At 72.6% G+C, this 25,878-nt stretch carries 24 protein-coding genes; 11 read left to right on the top strand and 13 right to left on the bottom strand.

What is annotated here, in order from left to right:
* Positions 1–1,224 (bottom strand): glycosyltransferase (locus JKV81_RS30265; protein ID WP_202078857.1); only part of this gene is annotated, 1,224 nt, incomplete at its 3' end.
* A gap of 166 nt (positions 1,225–1,390) precedes the next feature.
* Between JKV81_RS30265 and JKV81_RS30260 the strand changes: the two genes are divergently transcribed.
* Positions 1,391–1,840, top strand: coding sequence for an FAD synthase family protein (locus tag JKV81_RS30260; RefSeq protein WP_099176651.1), 450 nt, complete (start codon positions 1,391–1,393; stop codon positions 1,838–1,840).
* Here JKV81_RS30260 and JKV81_RS30255 read toward each other — a convergent pair.
* The 7 genes from JKV81_RS30255 to JKV81_RS30225 form a co-directional block, all read right to left on the bottom strand.
* The gene (locus JKV81_RS30255; protein ID WP_202078855.1) at positions 1,809–2,540 is read right to left on the bottom strand and encodes a CDP-alcohol phosphatidyltransferase family protein; all 732 of its coding nucleotides are present in this window, start codon (positions 2,538–2,540) and stop codon (positions 1,809–1,811) included. The genes JKV81_RS30260 and JKV81_RS30255 overlap by 32 nt on opposite strands.
* A gap of 82 nt (positions 2,541–2,622) precedes the next feature.
* A complete protein-coding gene (gene mnhG / locus JKV81_RS30250) occupies positions 2,623–3,036 on the bottom strand; it encodes a monovalent cation/H(+) antiporter subunit G (protein WP_129266056.1) in 414 nt (137 codons plus the stop codon).
* Complete coding sequence (locus tag JKV81_RS30245) at positions 3,033–3,356, bottom strand: MrpF/PhaF family protein (RefSeq protein ID WP_129266055.1); 324 nt, start codon at positions 3,354–3,356, stop codon at positions 3,033–3,035. The genes mnhG and JKV81_RS30245 overlap by 4 nt, the downstream gene beginning before the upstream one ends.
* The gene (locus JKV81_RS30240; protein WP_129266054.1) at positions 3,353–4,033 is read right to left on the bottom strand and encodes a Na+/H+ antiporter subunit E; all 681 of its coding nucleotides are present in this window, start codon (positions 4,031–4,033) and stop codon (positions 3,353–3,355) included. The genes JKV81_RS30245 and JKV81_RS30240 overlap by 4 nt, the downstream gene beginning before the upstream one ends.
* Positions 4,030–5,679, bottom strand: a complete 1,650-nt coding sequence (locus JKV81_RS30235; protein ID WP_202078853.1) for a Na+/H+ antiporter subunit D — start codon at positions 5,677–5,679, stop codon at positions 4,030–4,032. The genes JKV81_RS30240 and JKV81_RS30235 overlap by 4 nt, the downstream gene beginning before the upstream one ends.
* Positions 5,676–6,269, bottom strand: a complete 594-nt coding sequence (locus JKV81_RS30230; RefSeq protein ID WP_202078851.1) for a Na(+)/H(+) antiporter subunit C — start codon at positions 6,267–6,269, stop codon at positions 5,676–5,678. The genes JKV81_RS30235 and JKV81_RS30230 overlap by 4 nt, the downstream gene beginning before the upstream one ends.
* On the bottom strand, positions 6,266–9,169 hold the full coding sequence (locus JKV81_RS30225; protein ID WP_202078849.1) for a Na+/H+ antiporter subunit A: 2,904 nt from the start codon (positions 9,167–9,169) through the stop codon (positions 6,266–6,268). Before JKV81_RS30225 ends, JKV81_RS30230 begins: the two co-directional genes overlap by 4 nt.
* A gap of 183 nt (positions 9,170–9,352) precedes the next feature.
* On the opposite strand from JKV81_RS30225, the gene JKV81_RS30220 reads away from it, so the two are divergent.
* The 6 genes from JKV81_RS30220 (at position 9,353) to JKV81_RS30195 (ending at position 15,306) form a co-directional block, all read left to right on the top strand.
* Entirely contained in the window at positions 9,353–9,532 is a 180-nt protein-coding gene (locus tag JKV81_RS30220; RefSeq protein WP_202078846.1) for a hypothetical protein, read from the top strand.
* Between the two features lie 331 nt (positions 9,533–9,863).
* On the top strand, positions 9,864–12,683 hold the full coding sequence (locus JKV81_RS30215; protein WP_202078845.1) for a sensor histidine kinase: 2,820 nt from the start codon (positions 9,864–9,866) through the stop codon (positions 12,681–12,683).
* A complete protein-coding gene (locus JKV81_RS30210) occupies positions 12,680–13,117 on the top strand; it encodes a roadblock/LC7 domain-containing protein (RefSeq protein WP_202078843.1) in 438 nt (145 codons plus the stop codon). Before JKV81_RS30215 ends, JKV81_RS30210 begins: the two co-directional genes overlap by 4 nt.
* Positions 13,118–13,173: 56 nt before the next feature.
* On the top strand, positions 13,174–13,530 hold the full coding sequence (locus tag JKV81_RS30205; RefSeq protein WP_202078861.1) for a DUF742 domain-containing protein: 357 nt from the start codon (positions 13,174–13,176) through the stop codon (positions 13,528–13,530).
* Between the two features lie 6 nt (positions 13,531–13,536).
* A complete protein-coding gene (locus tag JKV81_RS30200) occupies positions 13,537–14,106 on the top strand; it encodes a GTP-binding protein (protein WP_202078841.1) in 570 nt (189 codons plus the stop codon).
* 66 nt (positions 14,107–14,172) lie between these two features.
* Complete coding sequence (locus JKV81_RS30195) at positions 14,173–15,306, top strand: FAD-dependent monooxygenase (protein ID WP_202078839.1); 1,134 nt, start codon at positions 14,173–14,175, stop codon at positions 15,304–15,306.
* Between the two features lie 60 nt (positions 15,307–15,366).
* On the opposite strand, the gene JKV81_RS30190 is transcribed toward JKV81_RS30195, so the two are convergent.
* Both JKV81_RS30190 and JKV81_RS30185 read right to left on the bottom strand, forming a co-directional pair.
* Positions 15,367–15,768, bottom strand: a complete 402-nt coding sequence (locus tag JKV81_RS30190; RefSeq protein WP_202078837.1) for a RidA family protein — start codon at positions 15,766–15,768, stop codon at positions 15,367–15,369.
* On the bottom strand, positions 15,765–16,895 hold the full coding sequence (locus tag JKV81_RS30185) for an acyl-CoA dehydrogenase family protein (RefSeq protein WP_202078835.1): 1,131 nt from the start codon (positions 16,893–16,895) through the stop codon (positions 15,765–15,767). The genes JKV81_RS30190 and JKV81_RS30185 overlap by 4 nt, the downstream gene beginning before the upstream one ends.
* Positions 16,896–17,023: 128 nt before the next feature.
* Between JKV81_RS30185 and JKV81_RS30180 the strand changes: the two genes are divergently transcribed.
* From JKV81_RS30180 to JKV81_RS30170, 3 genes are read left to right on the top strand one after another with little or no spacing between them, the layout of a single operon-like run.
* A complete protein-coding gene (locus JKV81_RS30180) occupies positions 17,024–18,643 on the top strand; it encodes an AMP-binding protein (protein ID WP_202078833.1) in 1,620 nt (539 codons plus the stop codon).
* Between the two features lie 4 nt (positions 18,644–18,647).
* A complete protein-coding gene (locus JKV81_RS30175; RefSeq protein WP_202078831.1) occupies positions 18,648–19,469 on the top strand; it encodes a PaaX family transcriptional regulator in 822 nt (273 codons plus the stop codon).
* A gap of 54 nt (positions 19,470–19,523) precedes the next feature.
* Complete coding sequence (locus JKV81_RS30170) at positions 19,524–20,345, top strand: GNAT family N-acetyltransferase (RefSeq protein WP_202078829.1); 822 nt, start codon at positions 19,524–19,526, stop codon at positions 20,343–20,345.
* Between the two features lie 24 nt (positions 20,346–20,369).
* Here JKV81_RS30170 and JKV81_RS30165 read toward each other — a convergent pair whose 3' ends face one another.
* Together JKV81_RS30165 and JKV81_RS30160 are read right to left on the bottom strand one after the other, a co-directional pair.
* The gene (locus tag JKV81_RS30165) at positions 20,370–22,709 is read right to left on the bottom strand and encodes a bifunctional salicylyl-CoA 5-hydroxylase/oxidoreductase (protein ID WP_202078827.1); all 2,340 of its coding nucleotides are present in this window, start codon (positions 22,707–22,709) and stop codon (positions 20,370–20,372) included.
* Between the two features lie 4 nt (positions 22,710–22,713).
* Entirely contained in the window at positions 22,714–23,541 is an 828-nt protein-coding gene (locus tag JKV81_RS30160) for an enoyl-CoA hydratase family protein (protein WP_129266044.1), read from the bottom strand.
* A 287-nt stretch (positions 23,542–23,828) separates the two neighbouring features.
* Between JKV81_RS30160 and JKV81_RS30155 the strand changes: the two genes are divergently transcribed.
* Positions 23,829–24,290 carry an ATP-binding protein gene (locus tag JKV81_RS30155; RefSeq protein WP_129266043.1) on the top strand — a complete coding sequence of 154 codons (462 nt, stop codon included), beginning with the start codon at positions 23,829–23,831 and terminating at the stop codon, positions 24,288–24,290.
* Here the strand turns inward: JKV81_RS30155 and JKV81_RS30150 are convergent.
* The gene (locus tag JKV81_RS30150; protein ID WP_129266042.1) at positions 24,238–25,716 is read right to left on the bottom strand and encodes an amino acid permease; all 1,479 of its coding nucleotides are present in this window, start codon (positions 25,714–25,716) and stop codon (positions 24,238–24,240) included. The genes JKV81_RS30155 and JKV81_RS30150 overlap by 53 nt on opposite strands.
* Between the last annotated feature and the right edge of the window lie 162 nt (positions 25,717–25,878).

Here is a 25,878-nt window from a genome sequence, read left to right as displayed (position 1 = left end):
CCCGGATGCCCCGGCGTCCCCGGATGCCCCGGCGTCCCCGAGTGCCTCGGCGAGCAGGGCGTCGAAGCGGGCGAGCCCCGCCTCCCTGCTCAGGTGCTGTGCGACGTACCGCGGACCGTGCGCCCCCAGCGCGTCCGCCGCCGGCGGATCGGCGGCCAGCCGGCGTACGGCGGCGAGGAGCGCGGCCGGGTCCTCGGGCGCCACCAGGACACCGGCTCCCGAGCGGCGCACCTCGTCGGCCGTACCGCCCTCGTCGGCCACCGAGGCGACGACGGGGCGCCCCGAGACGAAGTACGAGGTGAGCTTGGACGGCACGCTCATGTCGAGCACGGAGGCCCGCTGGGTCACCGCGAGGACATCGGCGGCGGCCAGCACATCGGTGAAGTCGTCCGCGCCCGCAGGCGGGAGGAAGTCGAGGTTGGGCAGGCCCGCGGCCCGCTCGCGCAGTCCGTCGCGCTGGTTCCCGTCGCCCATCAGGACGACCCGGATGTCCGGGGCCAGCCGCGCCAGGCCGACCAGGACGTCGAGCCCCTGCTTGAGGCCCATGTTCCCCGAGTGCAGCAGTACGGGCGTGTCCCCGGTCCAGCCCAGGCGCGCCCGGGTGGCGGCACGGTCCGCCGAAGGGGCGTGCACATGCGTCCAGTTGGGGACGACCCTGATCCGCCCGGGGTCCACCCCGAGGGCGGTCACGCCCTCCCTGAAGCTCTCGTGGATGACGCCGACGAGGGCCGCACCGCGCAGCGCGTAACGCTCGGCCTTCGCGGCGACCTCCGCCGCCCTGCCTCCCCCGCGGATGCCGCTCTGCGCGGCTGCGGCGCCCATCAGGTCCTGGACGACGGGTATGTGGGGCACCCGCAGACGGCGCGCCAGCCGGGCGGCGAGCACACCGCCCGCGAGGCTCGGCATCTGGGAGACCACCGCGTCGAAGCGGCCGGGTGGCGGTGCGAGCATCCCGTGGAGGAGCACGGACGCCTCGAACGCCCCGCGTCTGAGGGCGGTCTGACGGGGCGGAACGTAGTGGCGGCGGCGGTGCACCCGCACCCCCTCGCGGTTCTCCTCCCTCCGCCAGGCACCCCGGTACCGCTCGTCCACGCGCCAGGCGGGGTAGTGCGGCATACCGGCCAGCACCTCGGTCGTGGCCCCGGACGCCGCCCAGTGCTCGGCGAGCTGCGTGGCGTACGGGCCGATGCCCGTCAGCTCGGGGGCGTAGTTGGTGGAGACCACGAGAAGTCTGCGGTTTTTGAACGGTCTCAGATGCTCAGCAGCGGACAACGGATGATCGCCTTCCCCCCGGAACAGCCCTTCCTCCGAGCTTATCCGTTCACGGGATGCACAAGTGTTCTTCACAGTAAGGTCGTTGAACCAGTTCCACCGTGGGGGGAGAGAACGGATGGTGCAGCACAGAGTCGGTTACGCGCCGGGGGTGTACGACCTGTTCCACGTCGGCCACCTCAACATCCTGCGGCACGCCCGCAGCCAGTGCGACTACCTGGTGGCCGGAGTCGTCTCCGACGAGATGGCGGAGCTGGCCAAGGGCCACAGACCGGTGATCCCGCTGCCCGAGCGGCTGGAGATCGTGCGCAGTGTGCGCCATGTGGACGCGGCGTTCGTGGAGACCGTCCCGGACAAGGTCGAGACCTGGCAGCAGGTCCGCTTCGACGTCATCTTCAAGGGCGACGACTGGCGCGGTACGGAGAAGGGCGAGCGTCTGGAGCGCGACTTCGCCGAGGTCGGGGTGGAGGTCGTCTACTTCCCGTACACGGTGCACACGTCCAGCACCCAGCTGCGCCGCGCACTGGACGTGCTCGTCAGCCGGCCCGGAGCGCTTTCAGCTCCCTGAACCACTTGACCAGGAACGCCACCAGGAACAGCGCGTGCACGGCCGCGAGGACGGCGTACCCGGCCCGGAACGCGCCGGGTACGCCGAGCAGCAGGAAGACCAGGCAGAAGACCCCGTAGTCCGCGGGCAGCAGCGCCACGGCCCGGATCCGGGACACCGGGGCACCGGCGGCCGCGGGTGCCGGTGCGGTGCCGACCGCGGCCCTGCCGAGCTGTTCCCGCAGCAGTCCCGCGCAGAAGGTGAGCACGGCGGTGAAGAGGAAGCCGAGCGGCAGCAGGAGCCAGCCCTCACCGGGCAGGGAGCCGGAGCGGTGGAACGCGATCAGTACGGCGCTGTGGACGAGGATCATCTTCGCGCAGTCCACGACATGGTCGAGCCACTCGCCGTCCGGCCCGCCCCGCCCGGTCAGACGGGCGAGCTGACCGTCGGCCGAGTCGAAGGCGAAGCCCACGGCCAGCCCCGCGTAGACGAGGATCCCGAGCCACCAGGACGGTTCCACGAGCGCCACGGCCGCGATGGCGGTGAAGGTGAACGCCGCACTGATCAAAGTGACTTGATTGGGCGTCAGGTGCGCCCGGAAAGCGCCGGCGGCGAGCAGCCGCCCGGCCGGGCGGTTCACGTACCGCGAATAGAGCGAGACACCCTTGGACGACTTCTGTGCGCCGCGCAATTCGCGCAGCACCGTACCCGTGCTTCCCATACGCCCCCCAGCGCCCGGTGATTGCCGCCGCATCATCGCAGAAAACGTGTGCGAGGCGTGGGGATACCGGGAGGCCGGGCGTCTATCCCTGGTCGCGCTCGGGACCGGTGCCGGGCTCCGGTTCGGTGCCGGGTTCGGTCTCCGGCTCCGGCTCGGTCAGCTGCGCGTCCAGGTCGTCGAACAGGAGCTCTCCACGCTCGATCTGCCCCGTCCGGTACGCCGACCGCGCCACCAGGTGCGCGGCCACCGGTCCTGTCATCAGCTGGAAGAAGCCGATGAGGGCCAGCGTCGCCAGGTCCATCCCGCTGTGCAGCCGCAGCCCGACCCCGGCCAGCACGAGCAACAGGCCGAGGGTCTGCGGCTTGGTCGCCGCATGGCTGCGGGAGAGGACGTCGGGCAGCTTGACCATGCCGACGACGCCGAGGAGCGAGATCGCCGCTCCGAGGAACACGAGCACCGCCCCGGCCGTGTCCGCGACCTGCGACCAGACGTTCACCGCTGCCCCTCCTTCCCGCCGGCCCTGCGGCGTGACAGCGGTTTGTCGCGTACGGCGATGAAGCGGGCGATGCCCACCGAGCCGGTGAAGCCGAGGAACGCGAGCACCAGCATGATCGGGAAGTAGAACGAGTCACGGGCGAACGCGGACTTGGCGCCCAGGCCCGCGATGACCACCGCGGCGAAGACGTCGAGGGCGATAGCCCGGTCGAGCATGGAGGGCCCCCGGCTGATCCGGAACAGCAGCAGCGCGCCCGCCACGACGACGAACACGACGGCGCAGGTCATCAGCACACGGTCGAAGGTCTCGGGGCCGCTCATGAGGTCTCCTCCCCGGTGTCCGAGCCGCTGTCCGAGCCGGAGCCGGGGTCCGAGCCGGAGCCGCTGTCCGATCCGGAGACCGGCGGCGGGGGCTCGGACACCCGCTCGATCTCGTCGGAGGTGCCGAAGGCCCGGACCGTCAGCTCCTCCAGCTTCCAGACGGAGCGCCGGGCTGTCTCCAGCCCGGCCGGGTCGTCCGCGTCCAGCACATGCAGGAAGAGCGTGGCTGTGGCCCTGCGCACCTCGACGACGGAGCCGCCCGGCGTGTTCGACACGGAGACGGCGGTCGCGGCGAGCATCAGGTCGCTGCGGCACCGCAGCGGTACGCCGATGACGGCGGGCCGGTGCGGGCGGCCGGCGAAGATCTGCCGGGTCACCTTCACCCCCGAGGTGTACATGTCGTAGAGCAGATAGGCGGCGAGCCGGATGATGCCCCAGGGGTGCAGACGGAGCCCCAGGTCGACCTGGGGCAGCGGGAACGCCAGACAGACGGCCACCGCGACGACCGCGCCGGTGACGACGTTGGCCCAGGTCAGGGTGGACCAGAGCAGGACCCAGATCAGGGTGAGCCAGGCGATCAGCGGAAGGTCGAGCACCCGGCGCCGGCGGCCGGCGAACTCGATGCTGAACGGGGGCAGATCGGGGTTGTGGTACGACAGGGTGATCAGGCGCCTCACCGGCCGAGCACCTCCTCCACATAGGGACTGCGCGCGATGAGTTCGGCCGCCGAGCGGTCGGTGAAGGCGGCCAGCGGACCGGCCAGGACGGTGAAGGCGAGGCCGAGCAGGACGGCCCCGGCGGTGGCCGCCGTCATGGCCCTCGGCGGGCGGATCGTGGTGGTGACGGCCCGTCCCTGGAGGGTGGCAGCCAGGGTCTGGCCGGCCGGCACGGGACCGATCCCCTCGTCGCCGGTGCCGGGGATGCGGTCCGGCCCGGTGTCGGGATCGTCGTCGTCGCTGTCGTCGGCGGCCTCCAGGACGGTGCCGTAGGCGGCCTGGCCCGGAGGCTCGGTGCGCCAGAAGGCCAGGTTCCAGATCTTGGCCATCACGTACAGGGTGAGCAGGCTCGTCACGGTGGCGCCCGCGACGAGGATCCAGGCCCAGACACTGCCGTCCGACACCCCGGCGCGCATCAGTCCGAGCTTCCCGATGAATCCGGAGAACGGCGGGATCCCGGCGAAGTTCATCGCCGGGACGAAGAAGAGGGCCGCCAGGAGCGGAGCGGAGCGGGCCATTCCGCCGAGGCGGGTGAGTTCGTTGGTGCCGCCCCGGCGTTCGATGAGTCCCGCCACGAGGAAGAGCGAGGTCTGGACGGTGATGTGGTGGGCGACGTAGAAGATCGCGCCCCCGTACGCCTCGCGGGTGGCGAGGCCGATCCCGAAGACCATGTAACCGATGTGGCTGATCAGGGTGAAGGAGAACAGCCGCTTGAGGTCGGTCTGGGCGACCGCCCCGAGGATGCCCACGATCATCGAGGCCAGGGCGAGGGCCATCAGCAGGTCGCCGAGCCGGTTGCCGGGGAAGAGCAGGGTCTCGGTCCGCAGCATGCAGTAGATGCCGACCTTCGTCAGCAGGCCCGCGAAGACGGCGGTGACGGGCGCGGGCGCCGTCGGGTAGGAGTCGGGCAGCCAGGCGGCGAGGGGGAAGACGGCGGCCTTGATGGCGAAGACGGTGAGCAGCATGGCCTGGACGAGGGTCTGCACACCGAGGGGGAGTTCGGGCAGCCGGACGGCGAGCTGGGCCAGGTTGGCGGTGCCGGTGGCGGCGTACGTCATGGCGATGGCCGTGAGGAACAGCATCGAGGAGAACAGCGAGATGATCACGTACGTGGAGCCGGCCCGGATCCGGGGGCCGGTGCCGCCGAGCGTGAGCAGGACGAAGCTGGCGACCAGCATGATCTCGAAGCCGACGTAGAGGTTGACGAGGTCGCCCGCGATGAACGTGAGGGAGACCCCGGCTACCAGGATGAGATAGGCGGGGTGGAAGACGGCGACCGGCGTCTCCTTGTCCCGGTCCGCCATGCCCTGGCCGAGCGAGTAGACCAGGACGGCGAGGGTGACCGCCGAGGAGACGGTCAGCATCAGCCCGGCCAGCCGGTCGGCGACCAGGGTGATGCCGAGCGGCGGGGCGAAGTCGCCGAGGTGGACCGAGAGGGGGCCCTGGCGGTCGGCGGCGACCATCAGCACCACGGAGAGCCCGAGGACGGCGGTGAGGACGGCGACGCTGATGAAGCGCTGGAAGCGCGCGAGCCTCGTACCGAAGGCGAGGCTCACGCCGGTGGCGCAGAGGGGCAGCAGGACCGGCAGCGGGACGAGTTGGTTCATCCGGTGGCTCCTCGGTCGTCGTCCTTGTCGTTCACGTAGTCCTCCGGGTCGGCTCCCAGCACGTCGTTCCACAGGTCTCCGCCGGCGTCCCTGCCGCGCGCCTGGAGGGCGCGGTCGGCGCGGAGGCGGGCGCGCAGCCGGCGGTGTTCCTGGCGGTAGTGGGCGCGTTCCTCCCGTGTGGGTCTGGGCCCCGCCCGGTACTCCTCCCGGAGCTCGGCCCGCTCCCCCAGCACCTCGGCGCGCAGGAAGATGCGCCGGTCCTCCAGGTCGTCGTGGACCTCGTCCGTGCCGGTCAGCTGGTAGCTGCGGTAGGCCATGGCGAGGAGGAAGGCCGTGGTCGCAAGGGTGATGACGATCGCGGTGAGGGCGATGGCCTGGGGCAGCGGGTCGGTGACCCGGCGCAGCGGCACACCGTAGAGCAGGGGTGCGGCGCCCGCCGAGCCGGTCGACGAGAGGACCAGCAGGTTGATGCCGTTGCTGGCGATCACCGCGCCGAGCAGGATCCGGGTGAGGGGCCGGGTGAGCATGAGGATGCCGCCGACCGCGCAGAGGACGACCGCTGTGGCGAGGAGTGAGGCGCTCATGATCATTGCTGGGGCTCCCCCTTCCCGGTGTCCGCCGCGGGGGTCAGTGCGCCCGCCGCCCGTTCGATCTGCCGGTCGACCTTGGCGCCCAGCGCCCGCACGATGTCGAGGACCACGCCGAGCACCAGCAGATAGACACCGAAGTCGAAGAGGACCGAGGTGCTCAGGTGGAAGTCGCCGAACAGGGGCAGATGGCCGTGGTAGGTCCAGGCGTGCAGCACGGTTCCCTCGGCGAGGCCGCCCAGGGCGACCCCGGTGGACACGAAGAGTCCGAGTCCGGTGAAGAGTCCGGGCTGGAGCGGCGCGGCCTCCGCGAGTTCGAATCTGCCGCCCGCCAGATAGCGGGTGATGAGCCCGAGCCCCGCGACGAGTCCCGCGACGAAGCCGCCGCCCGGCATGTTCTCGGCGCAGAACAGCAGGTACAGGGAGAGCACCAGGATGGGGTGGAAGAGCAGCCGGGCCACCACCTCGAAGACGATGGACCGGTGTTCGGGCGCGAGGGTGGAGCCGGCCGCCAGCCAGCTGCGTTCGGGCGCGGTGTCGTCGCCCTGCGGCAGACCGGTCAGCCGCCGTCCGGAGAGCGCCCAGGCGGTCTCCCCCTGGAGTTCCTCCCTGCTCATCGTCGCCTCGCCGCGGCGGTGCAGATAGATGAGGCTGGTCACGCCGATCGCCGCAGCGGCGAGGACGGCGGACTCCCCCATCGTGTCCCAGGCCCGCAGGTCGACCAGGATGGTGGCGACCACGTCCTTGAGTCCGTGGTGTTCGACCTCCCTCACCATGGCCGCGCCCGCGGGCTCGGCGACCCGTGCGGCGCCCGCCACCCAGACGGCCGTGCCGACGGTCGCCGCCGCGCCCAGGGCCACCGGGATCCGCAGCGCCCGCCGCCAGGTGCCGATCGACTCCTCGAAGCGCACCGGCAGCCGGCGCAGGACCAGGACGAACACGATCATCGAGACGGTCTCGACGCAGAACTGGGTGAGCGCCAGGTCGGGCGCGCCCTGGACGACGAAGAGGAGCGCGGCGCCGTAACCGGTCAGTCCGGCCAGCACGACGGCCTTCATGCGGCGGCTGACGGTCAGGCAGGAGAGGGCGGCCGCACAGGTCAGCACGGCCACCGCGCCCTGGAGCGGGGCGTCCCACACCCGGGGGGCGACCGCCCCCTCCCAGGGCTGGTCCGTGACCAGGACCGCGAGCTGGCCGGAGAGCATCACCATCAGGGTGATCGCCAGGTAGCCGGAGAGGGAGCCGCGCTGGACGAAGCCGGTGACCTGGAGGGCGACCCGTTCCAGGCCGAGGAGGATGTGCCCGAAGACGCTGTCGGCGGTCGGCCAGGCGACGCGCCGGGAGATCCGGGTGACCGTCGTACGTCCCGCGAAGAGCACGGCGCCGCCCGCCCAGCTGACGGCGGAGAGCAGCAGGGCCGTCCCGAAGCCGTGCCAGAGCGCGAGGTGGTACGGGTGCGCGGGAGCGGGGAAGGTGTCGGCGTACGCGGCGAACAGCCGGTCCGTCCATCCGACGCCGGGGCCGAGCACCAGCCCGGCGACGGCGAGGACGGCGGGCGGGGCCAGGAGCGCGGCGCCGACGTGGTGGGCGGGGGTGTCGGCGACACCGGGCTTACGGGCGAAGGCCCCCCAGACGAAGCGCAGGGTGTACGCGACGGTCAGCACCGAGCCGGCCACGGCGACGGCCAGCAGCCAGCGGTCGACGGTGTCCCCGTGCTGCAACGCGTCGAAGGCGGCCTCCTTGGCGGCGAATCCGAGGAGGGGCGGCAGGGCGGCCATGGAGGCGGCGGCGAGCACCGCGGCCCCGCAGACGTACGGCATGGTGCGGGCGAGGCCGGAGAGCTTGCGCAGGTCGCGGGTGCCGGTGGCGTGGTCCACGATGCCGATGACGAGGAACAGCGCCGCCTTGAACAGGGCGTGACCGAGGATCAGCGCGGCGGCGGCGAGCGCGGCGTTGCGGTTGCCCGCCCCGGCGAGCACGGTGAGGAAGCCGAGCTGGCTGACGGTCCCGTAGGCGAGGACGAGCTTGAGGTCGTGCAGGCGCAGGGCACGCCAGCCGCCCAGGAGCATCGTCGCCCCGCCGAGCACCAGGACGACGGGCCGCCAGACGGGGACGTCGGCGAAGGCGGGGGCGAGCCGGGCCACCAGGTAGACACCGGCCTTGACCATGGCCGCGGCGTGCAGGTAGGCGCTGACGGGGGTGGGCGCGGCCATCGCGTTCGGCAGCCAGAGGCTGAACGGCCAGATCGCCGACTTGGACAGGGCCCCGCACAGCACGAGGACGACGGCCACGGACACGGCGAGGGTCGCCTCGGGCGGGTCGGCGACGATCTCGGAGATCCGGTAGGTGCCCGCCGCCTCGCCGAGGATCAGGAAGCCGACCAGCATGGCCAGGCCGCCCAGTGTGGTGACCGTCAGTGCCTGGAGGGCGGAGCGGCGGTTCTGCTTGCGTTCGCTGGTGTGGCCGATCAGCAGGTACGAGAAGACGGTGGTCAGTTCCCAGAACACGTACAGGGTGATGAGGTCGTCCGCGAGGACGAGGCCGAGCATCGCGCCGGCGAAGGCCAGCAGGTTCCCTGCGAAGGGCGCCAGTTGGGGGGAGCGGTCGGTGAAGTAGGACGCGCAGTACAGCAGGACGAGGGCGCCCACCCCGGCCGCGAGCAGCACCATCAGCTCGGCGAGCGCGTCCAGGCGCAGGGCGAGCGACACGTCGTACGTACCGATCCACTCCCACGACCAGGTGACCGCCCGGCCCGCTTCGGTGCCGCCCCATTCGGTGGCCGCCCACACCGTGGTGGCGGCGGGGGGCAGTGCGAGCACGACGAAGGCGTACCTGCCGAGCCGTCGCACGAGCGGCGGCGCGCATGCCGCCAGCGCGAAGTGGCAGAGGATGAGTGCGATCACGACGGGTGGTCCGGAACAAAGGGCACCGAATACAGATATATCCCCTGGCCCCGTTCACCCGTCCGGCGCGCCGCGCGGCGTCCGGCCCGCTGCTTACGGTCGGCGTCGGTGGTGGTCGGTCCTCGTCCCGCTGTGCTCACAGGACGGCGTCTGCCCTGTTCGCCCACCGTCACACGGCATGACGTGGGCTTCTTCCGCCGCACCCGGCCCGGATCGCGTGTCCGGCCGGAGCACCCGGTCGGCATCCAGGGGCAGATGCAGCGGCACGTCGGGGACTTCGTCGGGCATCCCGTGGACCCGGCCGGCGAGGCGCAGATGGCCGGGCGGTCCGTCACGGACCGTGAGGCCGTCGCCGTCGGGTGACCGGTTCACGGTGTGCGGAGAGGGTCCAACGGTCATGGCCCTCACCTCCCGGGGTGCCGCCGAACGTCTGTGCCGCACCTTCAGCCTCACTCCGGAGCGCATGCGCCGCTACCTGGGCACGGCAGGCATCTCCGACACTTCGACGGAGAGACGTGAACAGAGCGTGCGCATGCCGTGTTGCACATGTGAGGCCACTTTTTCTTCTCTTTTGCACTGTGGCTAATATCCATGTGTCCAAGTTCTCAACGTATTTGACCAGTCACCGGCTGGCATCATCGTCAAGGAGCATCCCCTGCGCACGCGCGCGTCACGGCGGACCGACTCGGCACCCATGTCGTTGCGGACGGCCCTTCTCGTCCTGGCGATCGTCCCCGGAGTCGCACTGGCAGCCCTGTGGGCCGTGACCAGTGGTCAGACATTCCTGGACTTCCAACGCCAGGCAGCCCAGGGACTCTTGGCCGAGAAGGCAGGCCAACCGTCCAACATCGTGTACTACAACCTGCAGGAGGAGCGCCGGCTCAGCGCGGAGGCGCTGGCCCGCCCCGACGCCTCCCGTACGGCGCTGAAGCAGCAGCGCACGCGCACCGACGAGGCGGTCACGACCTTCGAGACCCTCTCGGACGTGAGCGCGGACGACGCGCCCGACGAGGTCCTGGACGCCGTCGGCAGGGCCCGGGCGGCCATCAACCAGCTGCCCGCCCAGCGCACCCTGGTCGACGAGGGCGACAGCGGCCGGCAGGCGGTCGTCTACGGCTACTACACCGACCTGATCGCCGTGGACCTGGAGCTGTTCTCGGCCCTCAGCCATGTGGACAACGGCGAGGTGACCACCCTGGGCCAGCCCCTCGTGGACCTCTTCTGGGCCAAGGAGATGATCTCCCGCTCGGACGCGATCCTGGCCCGCGCCTGGCCCTCGGGCAAGCTCACGGCCGAGGACCTCCAGGAGCTCAGGGGCGCCGTCTCCGGCCAGTCGTTCCAGGCCGACACCAAGGTGCTCCCGTACCTCCCGGACGACGAACGGACCAGGTGGCAGGCGCTGACGGAGAGCTCCGCCTGGAAGGCCAAGACGGAGGTGGAGGCGCAGATCCTGCGTCCCGCGCCTGCCGACCGGTCCGGTCTCGTCGAGCTGGAGGCCGACGAGAAGACCTGGCGCAAGGCCATGGACGGGGTGACCCCGCAGCTGGTCGAGCTGCTGGAGAAGCGCACCGACGCGGTGATGGTGACCGGCAAGGACACGGTCATGTCCCTGCTCCTCAAGATGGTCCTCACCTCGGTGATCGGTCTGCTCGCGGTCGTCGCGGTCGTCTGGACCACCTGGCGTCTCACCCGTAACCTCCGCCGGCGCATCTCCGGGCTCCAGGAGCGGGCCGAGGAGCTGGAGAAGGCCCTGCCGGACGTCGTCGAACGGCTGGCCCAGGGCGAGAAGATCGATGTCGAGGCCGAGGCCCGCGCGATCGACGAGCCCGGTGAGGGCGGCGACGAGCTGACCCGGCTGGGCGGCGCGCTCAACCAGGCCCGCACCAGCGCCCTCCAGGCCGCCGTCCGGCAGGCGGACCAGCACCGCGGCTTCGAGCGGCTGCTCCAGCGCATCGCGCGCCGTACCCAGCAGCTGATCGGCCAGCAGCTCAAGAAGCTGGACGAGCTGGAGCGCAGGCACGAGGACCCCGAGGTGCTCGACGGCCTCTTCGACCTCGACCATCTGACGGCACGTCTGCGCCGGTACGAGGAGAACCTCGTGATCCTCGCGGGCGGCTCGCCGCACCGGCGCTGGCGCAAGCCCGTACCGCTGCTGGACGTCATGCGTTCCGCCCAGGGCGAGGTGCAGGACTACCGCCGCGTGGTGCTGGATCTCGACGGTGCCCCGTGGCTGGCCGAGCGGGCCGTCGGCCCGGTCTCCCATGTCCTGGCGGAGCTGATCGAGAACGCGCTGACCTTCTCCCGGCCGCCGAGCCCCGTCGAGGTCCGCGCGGCGAAGGTGAGCCGGGGCCTGGCCATCGAGGTCGAGGACCGCGGCCTGGGCATGGACGAGGACCAGCTCGGCGAGGCCAACGAACTGATGAGCCGTCCGCCCCGGATGGACGTGCTGGCCCACGCGGAGGACATCCGCCTCGGCCTCTACGTGATCTCGCGCCTCGCCGACCAGCACGGGCTGCGGGTGGAGTTCCGCCCCTCCGCCTTCGGTGGCACCCGCGTGGTCGTCCTGGTCCCCGACGAGCTGACCGTCCCCGAACCGGGCTCCGGCCCCGTCGGTGTGCCTCAGGCCGCCGCCGCGCCCCCGGTGACGGAGACGGCGGTCCCGCCCAGGGCTCCGGGCGCGCTGCCGACCCGGGTGCAGGGCCGGGCCATGGCCGGCGTCACGGCCCTGACCGACCGCACCGCCAGGCCGCGGCCCGCCGGGGAGGACACGCACGCCCCCGAGCAGCCGTACGCCGGATCCGGGGACCCGTTCCCGGTGCCGGGACAGCCCTTCCCGGCCGAGGGGCAGCCCTACGCCCCGTACGCCGGAGCGGACCAGCCGTACACCACCGGCGACCCCGCGTACCAGGACCCCGGACAGCCGTACGCCGACGAGCCGTACGCCGAGGGCTCGTACCCCGAGTCCGGGCGGACGCCGTACGCCGAGGCCGACGACGGCCCGTACGCAGGCGCGGACCAGCCCTACCCGGGCCAGGAACAGCCGTACATGACGGCCGCCGGCCAGTACCCCGTGCCCGGTCACGCGTACGCGGATCCCGCCGACGACCCGTATCCGGCGGCCGAACCGTCCTACCCGCAGCACCGTCCGGCGGGCGAGGGCAGCGCCGCCCCGCACACCTACGGTGCACCCGCCGGCCTCCCTGAGCCCCCGGCCCTTCCGGCCCAGGCTCCTCCCGCCGCCGGGGCGGAGCTGCCCACGGACGGGGAGCCCCCGCTCCCCCGCCGTGTCCGCCAGGCCAGCCTGGTGGACGAGCTCCGGGTGGACCCGGCCGCCCGGACGGCCACGCCCAGGCCCCCGAGCTGGGACGAGAACCCGTTGCTCCGCCCCGTCCCCCGGCGGGCCGGTGCCGCCATCGGGGCATTCCAGCGGCGCTCGCGCGCGGCACGTGCGGCGGAGGAGCCGCCGGGCCCCGCCCCCGCCGCACCCTCCCCTACGAGAGAAGAACGGTCATGACACGCACAACGGCCACCCTCCAGGATCTGGACTGGCTGCTCGACGGTCTGGTGGACTCGGTCGCCGAGACACTGAACGCCGTGCTGCTGTCCGACGACGGACTGGTGGTGAGCCACTCCCGGAGCATCGAGCGCGCCGACGCCGAGCGCCTCGCCGCGATATGCACGGGCCAGCAGAGCCTCGCCCGCGGGGTCGGCCAGCTGTTCGACGGCGGTTCGGTCCATCAGGTGATCGTCGAGCTCGCCGACCTCTGGCTCTTCATCATCGCCGCCGGCCAGGGCACCCACCTCGCGGTCGTCGCCTCCCAGGAGGTGGACGCCGAGGTGATGTCGCTGGCGATGCACAACCTGGTGCAGCAGGTCGGCCAGAAGCTCACCGCACCGGTCCGCGGCGACTTCGACGCCTTCGGCACCGGGGACGGGCAGCGGGTGTGACCTCCTACCGCTACGAGGAGGAGGACGAGCAGGAGACCGAGGACGGCGCGCACACCATGGTGCGCCCCTACACGATCACCCGTGGCCGGACCGCCCCCGAACGGGACGACTTCAGCCTCATCACCGTGCTCACCACCGCCGAGCAGGCGGTGGACGAGCACGGTGTGCCCCTGCGGGTGGGCCGGCTCCAGCCGGAGCACCGCATGATCCTGGACCGCTGCCGCCGGCCGGCGGCGGTCGCCGAGGTCGCCGCCGGCCTCGATCTGCCGGTCTCGGTGACCAAGATCCTGCTGGCCGATCTGGTCGCCCAGGACCTGCTGCTGGCCCGCGCCCCGCTGACGGTGGCGCGGGCGTCCGGCGGCGCCGACATGGGCCTGCTCGCCGCCGTACGAGACGGACTCCGGAGACTCTGAACCGATATGACAACCAGTCCGACGGCGCCTTCCGCCGTCAAGATCCTCATAGCCGGTGGCTTCGGCGTCGGAAAGACCACCCTGGTGGGCGCCGTGAGCGAGGTGGCGCCGCTGCGCACCGAGGAGTACCTCACCCAGGCGAGCGTCGGCGTCGACAGCCTCACCGGGGTCGGCCGGAAGAACACCACCACCGTGGCGCTGGACTTCGGCCGCATCACGGTCAGCCCGGAGCTGGTGGTGTACCTCTTCGGCACGCCGGGCCAGGAACGCTTCTGGTTCATGTGGAACGACCTGGTCAACGGCGCGCTCGGCGGCGTCGTGATCGCCGATACCCGCCGGCTCGAGACGAGTTTCGCCTCGATCGACTTCTTCGAGAGCAGGGACATCCCGTTCGTGGTGGCGATCAACTGCTTCCACGGGCACAACACCCGGACCACCGAGGAGATCCGGGCCGCCCTGGACCTGGATCCCCATGTCCCGCTGCTGGTCGGTGACGTCCGGGAGCGGACCTTCGGCCGCGATGTGCTGCTCGCCCTGGTCGACCACCTGATGAGCCTGCCCGCGGCCGTCGGCTGACCGGCGCCCACCTCTTCGACCTCTTCTCCTCCCTTCCCCTCCCTTTCCCGCCTGGAGAGATCCGATATGACAACACCCCTGCGTGTACTGGTCCATGGTGGCGGCATCGGCGGGCTCACCCTCGCCGTGGCACTCGCCCGGAGCGGGCACACCGCCGAGGTCGTCGAACTCCGTGACGAGCTGGACGCGCTCGGCGTCGGCATCATCCAGCCGTCGAACGCCCTGCACGTGATGCGTGAGATCGGCGTCCTCGACGCGTGCGTGGCGGCCGGCTTCCCGTGGGAGGTGCTGACCATCTGCGACCCGGCCGGCACCACGCTCGCCAAGATCCCGCAGACCCGCATGGACGGCGCCCCCGCGAGCAGCGGCATACCGCGCCCCGCCCTGGCGAAGGTGCTGGGCGACGCCACGGCCGCCGCGGGCGTCCCGATCCGCTTCGGTACGACGATCAGCGAGCTGAGCGACGACGGCTCCGGTGTCGAGGTGACCCTGTCCGACGGCTCCTCGGCCCGCTGGGACCTCGTCGTCGGCTTCGACGGCATCGGCTCCCCGCTGCGCAGCCGGCTGTACGGCGACCGCTTCACCCCCGAGTACACCGGCTTCGCCAACTGGCGTGTCACCGTGCCCCGTCTGCCCGAGATCCAGGGCGTCGTGGTGAGCGCCGGCCGTACGTCGACGAAGGCCCTGCTCACCCCGATCACGGACGAGCTGATGTACCTGGCCGCCGTGACGGCCGAGGAGCCGGACTTCCGCCCGGACCCGGCGCGGGCGCACGAGCAGCTCGGTGAGCGTCTCGCCGCGTTCGGCGGGCCCGTCGCGGAGGCGCTGGCCACGGTCACCACGGCGGAGGGCGTCGTCTACTCGCGCATCTCGCAGGTCACGGTGGACGCCCCCTGGCACGTGGGCCGGGTCGTCATCGCCGGTGACGCCGCGCACGCGAGCACCCCGAACCTCGCGCAGGGCGCGGCGATGGCGGTGGAGGACGCGCTGGTGCTGGCCCGGTCCCTGGACGCGGAGGACGACGTCACGGCGGCGCTCGCCGCGTGGGAGGACCGTCGCCGTCCCCGCGCGATGTTCGTGCAGAACCTCTCGCGCGCACTCCTGAAGGAGGAGACGGGCAGCGCGACGACGCCCGAGGAGGACGAGCTCCTGAAGGTCGGGATGCCGGGCGCCGCCCATGTCCTGGTCAAGCCGTACTGACCGGCGGGCAGCAGGCGTTGCGGGGGCGGTGCGGCCTGCCGCACCGCCCCCGGTGCCTTCTCAGTCCAGCACGGCGATGCCGTCGATCTCGACCCTCGCCTGCTCGTCCCAGAGCCTGACCGCCCCGATGACGGCCATCGCCGGGTACTCACGCCCCGCCAGCCGCCGCCAGATCTCGCCCAGTTCGGGTACGTGGGCGCGGTAGTCGGCCACATCGGTGGCGTACACGGTGACCCTGGCCAGGGCGGACGGGGCCCCGCCCGCCGCGCGCAGGGCGGTGAGCAGATTGCCCAGGGCCGTCTCGAACTGCTCCGGCAGGGTGGCCCCGACGACCTTCCCGTCGCCGTCCAGCGCCGTCTGGCCGGCGAGGAAGACCAGCCGGCCTCCGGTGGCGGTGACGGCGTGCGAGAAGCCGGTGGGCGGGGCGAGTTCGGCGGGGTTGATCCGGGTGATCGGATTCATGCGGGGGTCTCCTGGATTGCGTACAACTCCTTGGCGATGATGGTGCGCTGTACCTCGGTGGCGCCCTCGTAGATCCGGGGCGCGCGGACCTCCCGGTAGAGGTGTTCGAGCAGATGGCCGCGGCGCAGGGCGCGGGCGCCGTGCAGCTGGACGGCCGCGTCGACGACGTACTGCGCGGTCTCGGTGGCGTACAGCTTGGCCATGGCGGCGCGCCGGGGCACGCCCGGCTCCCCCGCGTCGTGGGCGGCGGCGGCCGCGTAGACCAGGAGGCGGGCGGCCTCGGTGCGGGTGGCCATCTCGGCGACCTGGTGCGAGACCGCCTGGAGGTCCTTGAGCGGGGCCCCGAAGGCGGTGCGGTCGGCGGTGTGCTCCAGGGTCGCGTCGAGCGCGGCACGGGCCATGCCCACGGCGAACGCTCCGACGCTGGGCCGGAAGAGGTTCAGGGTGTCCATGGCGACCCGGAACCCCCGGCCTGGCTCACCGAGCACGTCGTCGGCGCTCACCGGTACGCCGTCGAAGTCCAGCGCGCCGATGGGGTGCGGGGAGAGCATCTCCAGGGGCGTCCCGGTGAGCCCGGGGCGGTCGGCGGGGACGAGGAACGCGGTGACGCCACGGGCTCCGGCGCCCTCGCCCGTCCGGGCGAAGACGGTGTAGAAGTCGGCCTCGGGGGCGTTGGAGATCCAGCACTTCTCGCCGGTGAGCCGCCAGCCGCCGTCCGGGGCGGGCCGTGCGGCGAGGGCGAGCGCCGCCGCGTCGGATCCGGCGCCCGGCTCGCTGAGCGCGAAGGCGGCGACGGCGCGGCCCGCGCTGACCTCGGGGAGCCACCGTGCGCGCTGGGCCTCGGTGCCGGCCAGGCGGACCGGGCCGGATCCGAGGCCCTGGAGGGCGAGTGCGGTCTCCGCCTCGGTGCAGCCGCGCGCCAGCGACTCGCGCATCAGGCAGAGGTCGAGCGCGCCCGAGCCGAGGAGCCGCTCCAGGAGCCCCAGCCCGCCGAGGGCGGCGACGAGCGGGCGGTTGACATGGCCGGGCTCACCCTTCTCCGCGAGGGGGCGCAGCTCATCGCGGGCGAGGGTGTACAGCTCGTCGCACCAGGCGGTTCGACCGGGATCGAGGGAGAATGCCGTCATACCGGCGCCTCTCTTGTCACGACTTATCGCGGACCGTTGACTACCGTCACCCAAACGATACGCTCCAAGAGCGACCAGGGTCTTCGTTTGGATCAGGCCGGATCAGCCGGATCAGGGAGCGATGCTTCATGAAGCCGTCAGGTACCGCGAGCGCGCACACGGACACCTTCGCGCGCGACCACCTCCCGCCCGCCGAGGACTGGCCGGAGCTGGTCTTCGACCTTCCCGAACTGGCCTACCCGGACCGGCTGAACTGCGGGTACGAGCTGCTCGACCGCACCGCCGCCCGCTTCGGCCCCGGCCGACCCGCCTTCCGGACCGCCGACGGCGGAATCTGGAGCTACGGGGAGCTGCGGGACCGGGTGGACCGGATCGCCCAGGTGCTGACACACGATCTGGGCGTCGTTCCCGGCAACCGGGTGCTGCTGCGCGGACCCACCACACCCTGGCTCGCGGCCTGCTGGCTCGCCGTGATGAAGGCCGGTGCGGTCGCGGTGACGGTGCTGGCCCAGCAGCGGGCGTCGGAGCTCGCCACCATCTGCTCCCTCGCGCGCGTCGGCCACGCCCTGTGCGACGCCCGGTCGGTCGACGACCTGGCCGCGGCACAGGTACCCGGGCTGCGCGTCACGGCGTACGGGGGTGACGCGCCGGACGACCTGACGGCGCTCGCGGCGGGCCGGCCGGGGCCCTGCAGGGCGGTGGACACCGCCGCCGACGACATCGCGCTCATCGCCTTCACCTCCGGCACCACCGGGCGGCCCAAGGGCTGTATGCACACCCACCGCGATGTGCTGGCCGTCGCCGACACGTTCGCCCGGCACGTCCTTCGGCCCGGCCCCGACGACGTGTTCACCGGCAGCCCGCCGCTCGGCTTCACCTTCGGGCTCGGCGGGCTGGTCATCTTCCCGCTGCGGTCCGGCGCCTCGGCCCTGCTGCTCGAACAGGCGGGCCCCAAACAGCTGCTGCCGGCGCTCGCCGCCCACCGGGTCTCGGTGCTGTTCACCGCGCCGACCGCGTACCGCGTGATGCTCGACGCGCTCGACGGCCACGACCTGTCCGCGCTGCGCCGCTGCGTCTCGGCCGGGGAGAACCTCCCCGCCGCGACCTGGCGGGCCTGGTACGAGCGGACGGGGCTGCGCATCATCAACGGCATCGGGGCGACCGAGCTGCTGCACATCTTCATCTCCGCCGCCGACGGGGCGATCCGCCCCGGCACCACCGGTGTTCCCGTGCCCGGCTGGCAGGCGCGTGTGGTGGACGAGGACGGCGAGGAGCTGCCCGACGGCGAGCCCGGCCTGCTGGCCGTACGCGGACCGGTCGGCTGCCGGTATCTCGCCGACGAGCGCCAGCGGGTGTACGTACGCCACGGCTGGAACATCACCGGCGACACCTATGTCCGCGAGCCCGACGGCTACTTCCGCTACGTCGCCCGCGCCGACGACATGATCATCTCCGCCGGGTACAACATCGCGGGCCCCGAGGTCGAGGAGGCGCTCCTGCGCCATCCCGACGTCGCCGAGGCGGCGGTGGTGGGGCGCGTGGACGAGCTGCGCGGCCAGATCGTCGCGGCGTACGTCGTGCCGCGCGAGGGTGCGGTGCTGTCGGACGACGAGCTGCGGGCGCACATGAAGGCCGAGCTGGCACCGCACAAGTGCCCGCGCGCCTTCGTGTTCCTGCCCGAACTCCCCAGGACCGCCACGGGAAAGCTCCAGCGCTTCCTGCTGCGGGACGGCGCCCCTCTAGAGTGATCGCGTGGCCGAGCACACTCCGCGTTCCCTGATCGTCAGCCTCTACGGCGCCTACGGCCGTCGCCCCGGCAACGCGCCGCTGGCCGTGTCCGAGCTGATCCGGCTCCTGCACGCGGTCGGTGTCGACGCCCCGTCGGTGCGCTCGTCCGTCTCCCGCCTCAAGCGCCGCGGGCTGCTCACCCCGGCCCGTACGGCGGACGGGGCGGCCGGATACGCCTTGTCGGAGGACGCCCGCCAGCTGCTGGACGACGGCGACCGTCGGATCTACCGGGGTACGGCGCCGCTGCCGGGGGACGGCTGGGTGCTCGCCGTCTTCTCCGTACCGGAGGCCGAACGCCACAAGCGCCATCTGCTGCGCTCCCGCCTCGGCAGGCTCGGCTTCGGCACGGCGGCGCCCGGGGTGTGGATCGCGCCCGCCGGACTGTACGAGGAGACGCGGCACACGCTGGAGCGCCTCGGACTCGCCCCGTACGTCGATCTGTTCCGCGGGGAGCACCTCGGCTTCGCCGCGACCGAGGAGGCCGTGGCGCGCTGGTGGGACCTGGACGCGATCGCCGGGCTGCACCGGGAGTTCCTGGAACAGCAGGAGCCGGTGCTGCGGTCCTGGGAGGCGCGCGCCGGCGAGGGCGCACCGGATCCGGAGCAGGCCTACCGGGACTACCTCCGCGCGCTGGACTCCTGGCGGCAGCTCCCGTACGCGGATCCCGGACTGCCCGGGGAACTGCTGCCGAAGGACTGGCCGGGCGGGCGCTCGGCGGAGGTGTTCGGGCTGCTGCACGGCCGGCTGCGGGACGCGGGCGCCCGGTTCGTGCGGGACAGCGCCTGATTCCTCCCCCGTAAATCGGGTGCCCCGGGGCCGGGCGAACCGCCAGGATGAAGCATGACCTGGACCTTCACCGACGATGTCGGCCGCTTCCTGGACGCGGCCGGGGCGTCCCTGGCCGCCCGGCCCGCGGAGAACACCCTGCTGCTGACGGTCACCGCCACCCTGCGGGAGAGCGGTCCGCACGCCTACGGCACGGAGCCGCCGGTGCTGGGCTGGTGGCGCGGGGCGGACGGCGAGGTGGCCGGCGCGCTGGTGCGGACACCGCCCTTCGTGCCGATCCTGGGCACGGTGGATCCGGAGGCGCTCGGACCGCTGACGGAGGCGCTGGCGCTGCCCGGGGTCAACGCGGACCGGGACACCGCCCGTGCCCTGGCCGCCCGTTGGCCGCGCCACCGGGTCGACGAGGAGCACCGGCTGTACCGGCTGGGCACGTTGGTGCCGCCCTCCCCCGCGCCTGCGGGTGCGCCCCGGACCGCGACCGCCGCCGACCGGACTCTGCTCGTCGAGTGGATCCGGGCCTTCGGCGAGCAGACGGGCCAGTCGGGCGACCGCGCGGAACGGATCGTGGACGAGCGCACCGCGCACGGCGGGCTGACGCTCTGGGAGACGGGCGGGGTTCCGGTGTCGCTGGCGGGCGTGTCGCGCAGGGTCGCCGGGACGGTCCGGGTGGCGAACGTCTACACGCCTCCGGAACACCGGGGCCGGGGGTACGCGGCGGCGGTGACGGCGGAGGTCAGCCGGGTGGCGCTGGAGGACGGCGCCCGGGAGGTGCTGCTCTTCACCGACCTCGCGAACCCGACGAGCAACGGTGTGTACCGGCGCATCGGTTACGAGGCCGTCTCCGACCGTCTGCTGATCACCGCGGAGCCGGAATGAGGCGGACGCGGCCGGCCGGCGCGGTCAGTCGAGCGTGAGCCGGGGCTTGGGGCCGTCGGTGCGGCCCGTCGGCGGGGTGCGGCTGCCCGCGCGGTACGGGAGCGGCCAGGAGACGCCCGGCCCCGTGTAGCCCTGCTCGGCCGCCGCGTGCAGGGTCCAGTGCGGGTCGTACAGATGGGGGCGGGCCAGGGCGCAGAGGTCGGCCCGGCCGGCGAGCAGCAGGGAGTTGACGTCGTCCCAGGAGGAGATGGCGCCCACCGCGATGACGGGCACGTCCAGGGCGTTGCGGATCCGGTCGGCGTACGGGGTCTGGTAGGAGCGGCCGTACTCGGGGCGCTCCTCCGGGACGACCTGGCCGGTGGAGACGTCGATGGCGTCCGCGCCGTGGGCGGCGAAGGCGCGGGCGGCAGCAACGGCGTCCTCGTCGCTCGTACCGCCCTGTGCCCAGTCCGTGGCGGAGATCCGGACCGTCATGGGCCTGTCCTCCGGCCACACGGCGCGGACCGCGTCGAAGACCTCCAGGGGGAAACGGAGGCGGTTCTCCAGGGAGCCGCCGTAGGCGTCGGTGCGCAGGTTGGTGAGCGGGGAGAGGAAGCCGGAGAGCAGATAGCCGTGGGCGCAGTGCAGTTCGAGGAGGTCGAATCCGCAACGGGCGGCCCGCCGGGCGGCCTCGGCGAACCGGTCCCTGACCGTGTCCATCCCCGCGCGGTCCAGCTCCTGCGGGATCTGGCTGACGCCGTGCGCGTACGGCAGGGGTGAGGCGGCGCTGACCGGCCAGTTGCCGTACTCCAGCGGCTGGTCGATGCCCTCCCACATCAGCCGGGTGGAGCCCTTGCGGCCGGAGTGGCCCAGCTGGACGCCGATCGCGGTGCCGGGGGCGGAGTCGTGGACGAAGCGCGTGATCCGGGTCCAGGCCTCGGCCTGTTCATCGGTCCAGAGGCCGGCGCAGCCGGGCGTGATGCGGCCCTCGGGGCTCACGCAGACCATCTCGGTCATGACGAGGCCGGCGCCGCCGAGCGCACGGGCGCCGAGGTGGACGAGGTGGAAGTCCCCGGGCAGTCCGTCGGCGGCGGAGTACATGTCCATGGGGGAGACGACGACGCGGTTACGGAGTTCGAGGCCGCGCAGCCGCAGCGGGGTGAACATCGGCGGGGTGCCTGGCGGGCAGCCGAACTCCTCCTCGACGGCCTCCGTGAAGCCCGGGTCGCGCAGCCGCAGGTTGTCGTGGGTGACGCGGCGGCTGCGGGTCAGGAGGTTGAAGGCGAACCGCAGGGGCGGCTGGTCGACGTACTGCGGGAGTTCCTCGAACCAGCGCAGGCTGGCCGCGGCGGCGCGCTGGGTGGAGAGCACGACGGGCCGGCGCTCGGCCTCGTACGCGGCGAGGGCGGTGGGCAGGTCGGGCTGTTCCTCGACGCAGGCGGCCAGGGCGAGGGCGTCCTCGACGGCGAGCTTGGTGCCGGAGCCGATGGAGAAGTGGGCGGTGTGGGCGGCGTCGCCGATGAGGACCGTGTTGCCGTGCGACCAGTGCGCGTTGGTGACGGTGGCGAAGGTGAGCCAGGACGACTTGTTGGAGCGCAGCGGCCTCCCGCCGAGCGCTTCGGCGAAGACCTTGGCGCAGAGTTCGGCCGACCGGGCGGTGTCGCAGGTGTCGAGGCCGGCGGCGCGCCAGACCTCCTCGCGCATCTCGACGATGACGGTGGAGGCGCCGGATTCACGCGGCGGCCCGAAGGGCCTCGTCGAGGGGTGGTGGTCGGGCGACGGGCGGGCAAAAGGATAGGCGTGCAGCTGCATCACGCCGTACTCGGTCTCGGCGATCTCGAAGCGGAAGGCGTCGAACGCGAAGTCGGCGGCGAGCCAGATGTAGCGGTTGCGGTGGTGGGTGACCGTGGGGCGGAAGTGGCGGGCGTGGGCCTCGCGGGTGGCGCTGTGCACCCCGTCGGCGGCGATGACGAGGTCGTGGTGGGCGGCGAGCTCGGCGGCGGGCGGCGCCTCGGTCCGGAAACGGAGCCGTACGCCGAGGGAGGCGCACCGCTCGTGCAGGATCCGCAGCAGCGTACGGCGGCCCAGTGCGGCGAAACCGTGGCCGTCCGAGGTCCGGGTGCCGCCCCGGTGCACGACGTCGATGGTGTCCCAGCGGACGAACGCGTCGCTGAGCGCGCGGTACACGACGGGGTCGGCGTGCTCGATGCCGCCGAGGGTCTCGTCGGAGAGGACCACCCCGAAGCCGAAGGTGTCGTCGGGGGCGTTGCGCTCCCATACGGTGATCTCGCGGCCGGGGTCCAGCCGCTTCAGGAGGGCGGCGGCGTAGAGCCCGCCGGGTCCGCCGCCGATGACCGCGATGCGTCCCGTGCCGGAGGTGGGCATCGCGCTACCTGCCCCGCCACTTCGGCGGCCGCTTCTCGGTGAAGGCGGCGTGGAACTCGGCGTAGTCCTCGCCGTTCATCAGGAGGGCCTGGGTGGCGGCGTCCATCTCCACCGAGGCGGCGAGCGGCATGTCGAGCTCGGCGGTGAGCAGCGCCTTCGTCTGGGCGAGGGCGAGGGCGGGCCCGTCGGCGAGTCTCCTGGCCAGGGCGGCGGCGCGGGTGTCGGCCTCCCCCTCGCCGGTCAGCTCGCTGATCAGCCCGATGCGCTCGGCCTCGGGGGCGCGGACGGGTTCGCCGAGCATGAGGATCCGGGTGGCGTGGCCGAGGCCGACGACGCGGGGCAGGAGGTAGGCGGCGCCCATGTCGCCGCCGGACAGGCCGACGGCGGTGAAGAGGAACGCGAAGCGCGCGGACGGGGCGGCGATCCGGAAGTCGGCGGCCAGGGCGAGGACCGCTCCGGCTCCGGCGGCCACCCCGTGGACGGCGGCGATGACCGGGAAGGGGCACTCGCGCAGGGCCCGGACGACCTGTCCCGTCATCCGGTTGAAGTCGAGGAGCTGCGCGGTGTCCATGGCGAGGGTGGCGCCGATGATCTCGTCGACGTCACCGCCCGAGCAGAATCCGCGACCCTCCCCGGCGAGCACGAGGGCCCGCACGGAGCGTTCGCGGGAGAGCTCGGCGAGCAGGTCGCGCAGGTCGGCGTAGGCGCCGAAGGTGAGGGCGTTGAGCTTCTCGGGGCGGGCGAGTGTCACGGTCGCCACACCGTCGTCCGTCGTCAGGCGCAGATGCTTCCAGCGCTCCGTGCGTGGGGCGGAGCCGGTGAACGGGCTCATGGAAGGGTCCCCTCCAGCCGTCGGGCCGATGCTGATGCGCTTCGAAGTTATCACTCATCCGTGACTTCCGTCAGGAGTGCGCGATAGCGCGCCGGCTGTGGCGAAGGTCCCCTTTGCGCCGGTCGACCGCCTCTATGTCTGCGGCGTCGCGCTTCGTATGGTTGAACGCAGGAAGTCCTGGTACAGACCCCGTACCCTCCGGTGGCGGAGGACGCCGTCCCGGAACCAGCAGCCCCGGAACGGAGGTCCCTCTCCGGATGTCCCGCTCCCGAACGGAAACTCCCGCCTTGCCGCCCGACGTCCCCGCGCCGCCCCCGCCGCCCTCCTGGCGCATCGCCCTGCCGCACTCCACGGCCGCCGTACCGATCGCCCGCGCCCTGATCCGTACGGCGCTGGCGGACCTCGACGCGCCCGCGGACAGCGACACCGCCGAGCTGCTGACCGCCGAGCTGGTCGCCAACGCCGTGGAGCACACCGACGGCTCGGGGCCCATCGAGCTGGTGGTCGAGCTCCTGGCGTCCGGCTGCCAGGTGGAGGTCCACGACCACGACCCGGGGCCGCCGGGGAACCTGTCCCGTCTGCTGCCCGGCAGCACGCCGGACCCGTGGCAGGAGCACGGCCGGGGGCTGCTCCTGATCCGCGCCCTCAGCTCCGCCTGCGGTCACCGCCCCACCGAGCACGGCAAGGCGGTCTGGTTCACCCTTCCGCGAAGCCCGCGGCCGCCCGGTCCCGCGGCTCCCCGGGGCTGACGAGCCGGGAGCGGCTACGGCCGTACGCCGCGTACACGAGGGCGCCCACCGCGAGGAAGACCACGAACTGCACCCAGGTCGTCCAGCCCGTCCCGTACATCAGGTACAGGCAGAAGCCGACGCCCAGGACGGGGCTGACGGGGTAGAGCGGCACCCGGAAGGAGCGCTTCAGCTCCGGGTTGCGACGGCGCAGCGCGATGACGGCGACATTGACGACCGCCATGGTCGCGAGCGTGCCGATGGTGGTCAGGTTCACGACGACGTCGAGGGACGAGAACGCGGCGGGGACCGCGAAGACGAACGCCACGATCCAGGTGTTGGCGACCGGCGTGTGGGTCTTCGGCGACACCCGCTCGAAGACCCGGGGGATCAGCCCGTCGCGGGACATCGACATCAGGATCCGGGTCTGGCCGTACATCACCGCGAGGACGACGGAGGCGATGGCGACGACCGCGCCGAAGGCGATGATCCCGCCGCCGACGCTCGATCCGGTGACCTGGTCGACGACCAGCGAGAGCGCGGCCGGCTTGTCGCCCACGGCGTCCGCGCCCAGCGCGCCGATGGCCCCGAGGGCGACCGCGCAGTAGAGCAGTGTGACCACGCCGATGCAGATCATGATCGCGATCGGGATGTTCCGGCGGGGGTTCCTGACCTCTTCCCCGGCGGTGGTGATGGCGTCGAAGCCGATGTACGAGAAGAACGCCACCGAGGCGCCGGCGGTGATCCCGGCCATGCCGTGGGAGGCGAACGGCGAGAGGTGCCCGTCCTCGAACGCGGTGAAGGCGATCGCGCAGAAGGCGATGAGGATGCCGATCTTCAGCACCGCCATCGCCGCGGTGGCGCCCGCGCTCTCCCGGATGCCGCGCACCAGCAGGGTCGCCGCCATCATGACCACGACGACCGCCGGCAGGTTGACCACGCCGCCGTCGCCGGGGCCGGAGGAGAGCGCTTCGGGAAGGTTCCAGCCGATGAGGCTGTCCAGCAGCTCGTTGACGTACTGGCTCCATCCGACCGCGACGGCGGAGACCGAGACGCCGTACTCCAGCAGCAGGCACCAGCCGACGAGGAACGCGACCCGCTCGCCGAGCGTGGCGTACGCGAAGGAGTAGGAGCTGCCGGAGACCGGGATGGCGCCGCCGAGCTCGGCGAAGGAGAAGGCGGTGAAGATGCAGGTGACGGCGGCGAGGAGGAAGGAGATCACCACGGCGGGGCCCGCCTCGGCGACGCTGTCGGACAGTCCGACGAAGATCCCGGTGCCGACGATCGCCCCGACACCGAAGCACACGAGCTGGAACAGCCCCATCGTGCGGCGCAGGCCGTGCCCTTCCAGGTCGGCTCCGGACTCGGCGAGCAGCAGCTCGGGGCTCTTGACGCGCGCCCCCGTCCTGCGCGAGGGACTGGGTGGGGTGGGGGAAGCGGGACTCATGGGGGGACGGTCTCTTCTCTGGTGGTGCGGGGGACGGAGCCGTGGGGGGCTCGCACCTGGCCGTGCGCTCCGGGCCGGACGCTTCGAAGGCCTCGTACTCCGGGCCGGGCACATGAAAAGGGGCTCGGGCGTGCGAGCCCGAACCCCACCAAGTGGCACCAT

The sequence above is a fragment of the Streptomyces silvae genome (genome assembly GCF_016745505.1).
In the GTDB taxonomy this organism is placed as follows: Bacteria; Actinomycetota; Actinomycetes; order Streptomycetales; family Streptomycetaceae; genus Streptomyces; species Streptomyces silvae.
The sequence above is the reverse complement of the archived record's forward strand: the minus strand, read 5'-3'. Positions and strand labels throughout refer to the sequence as shown.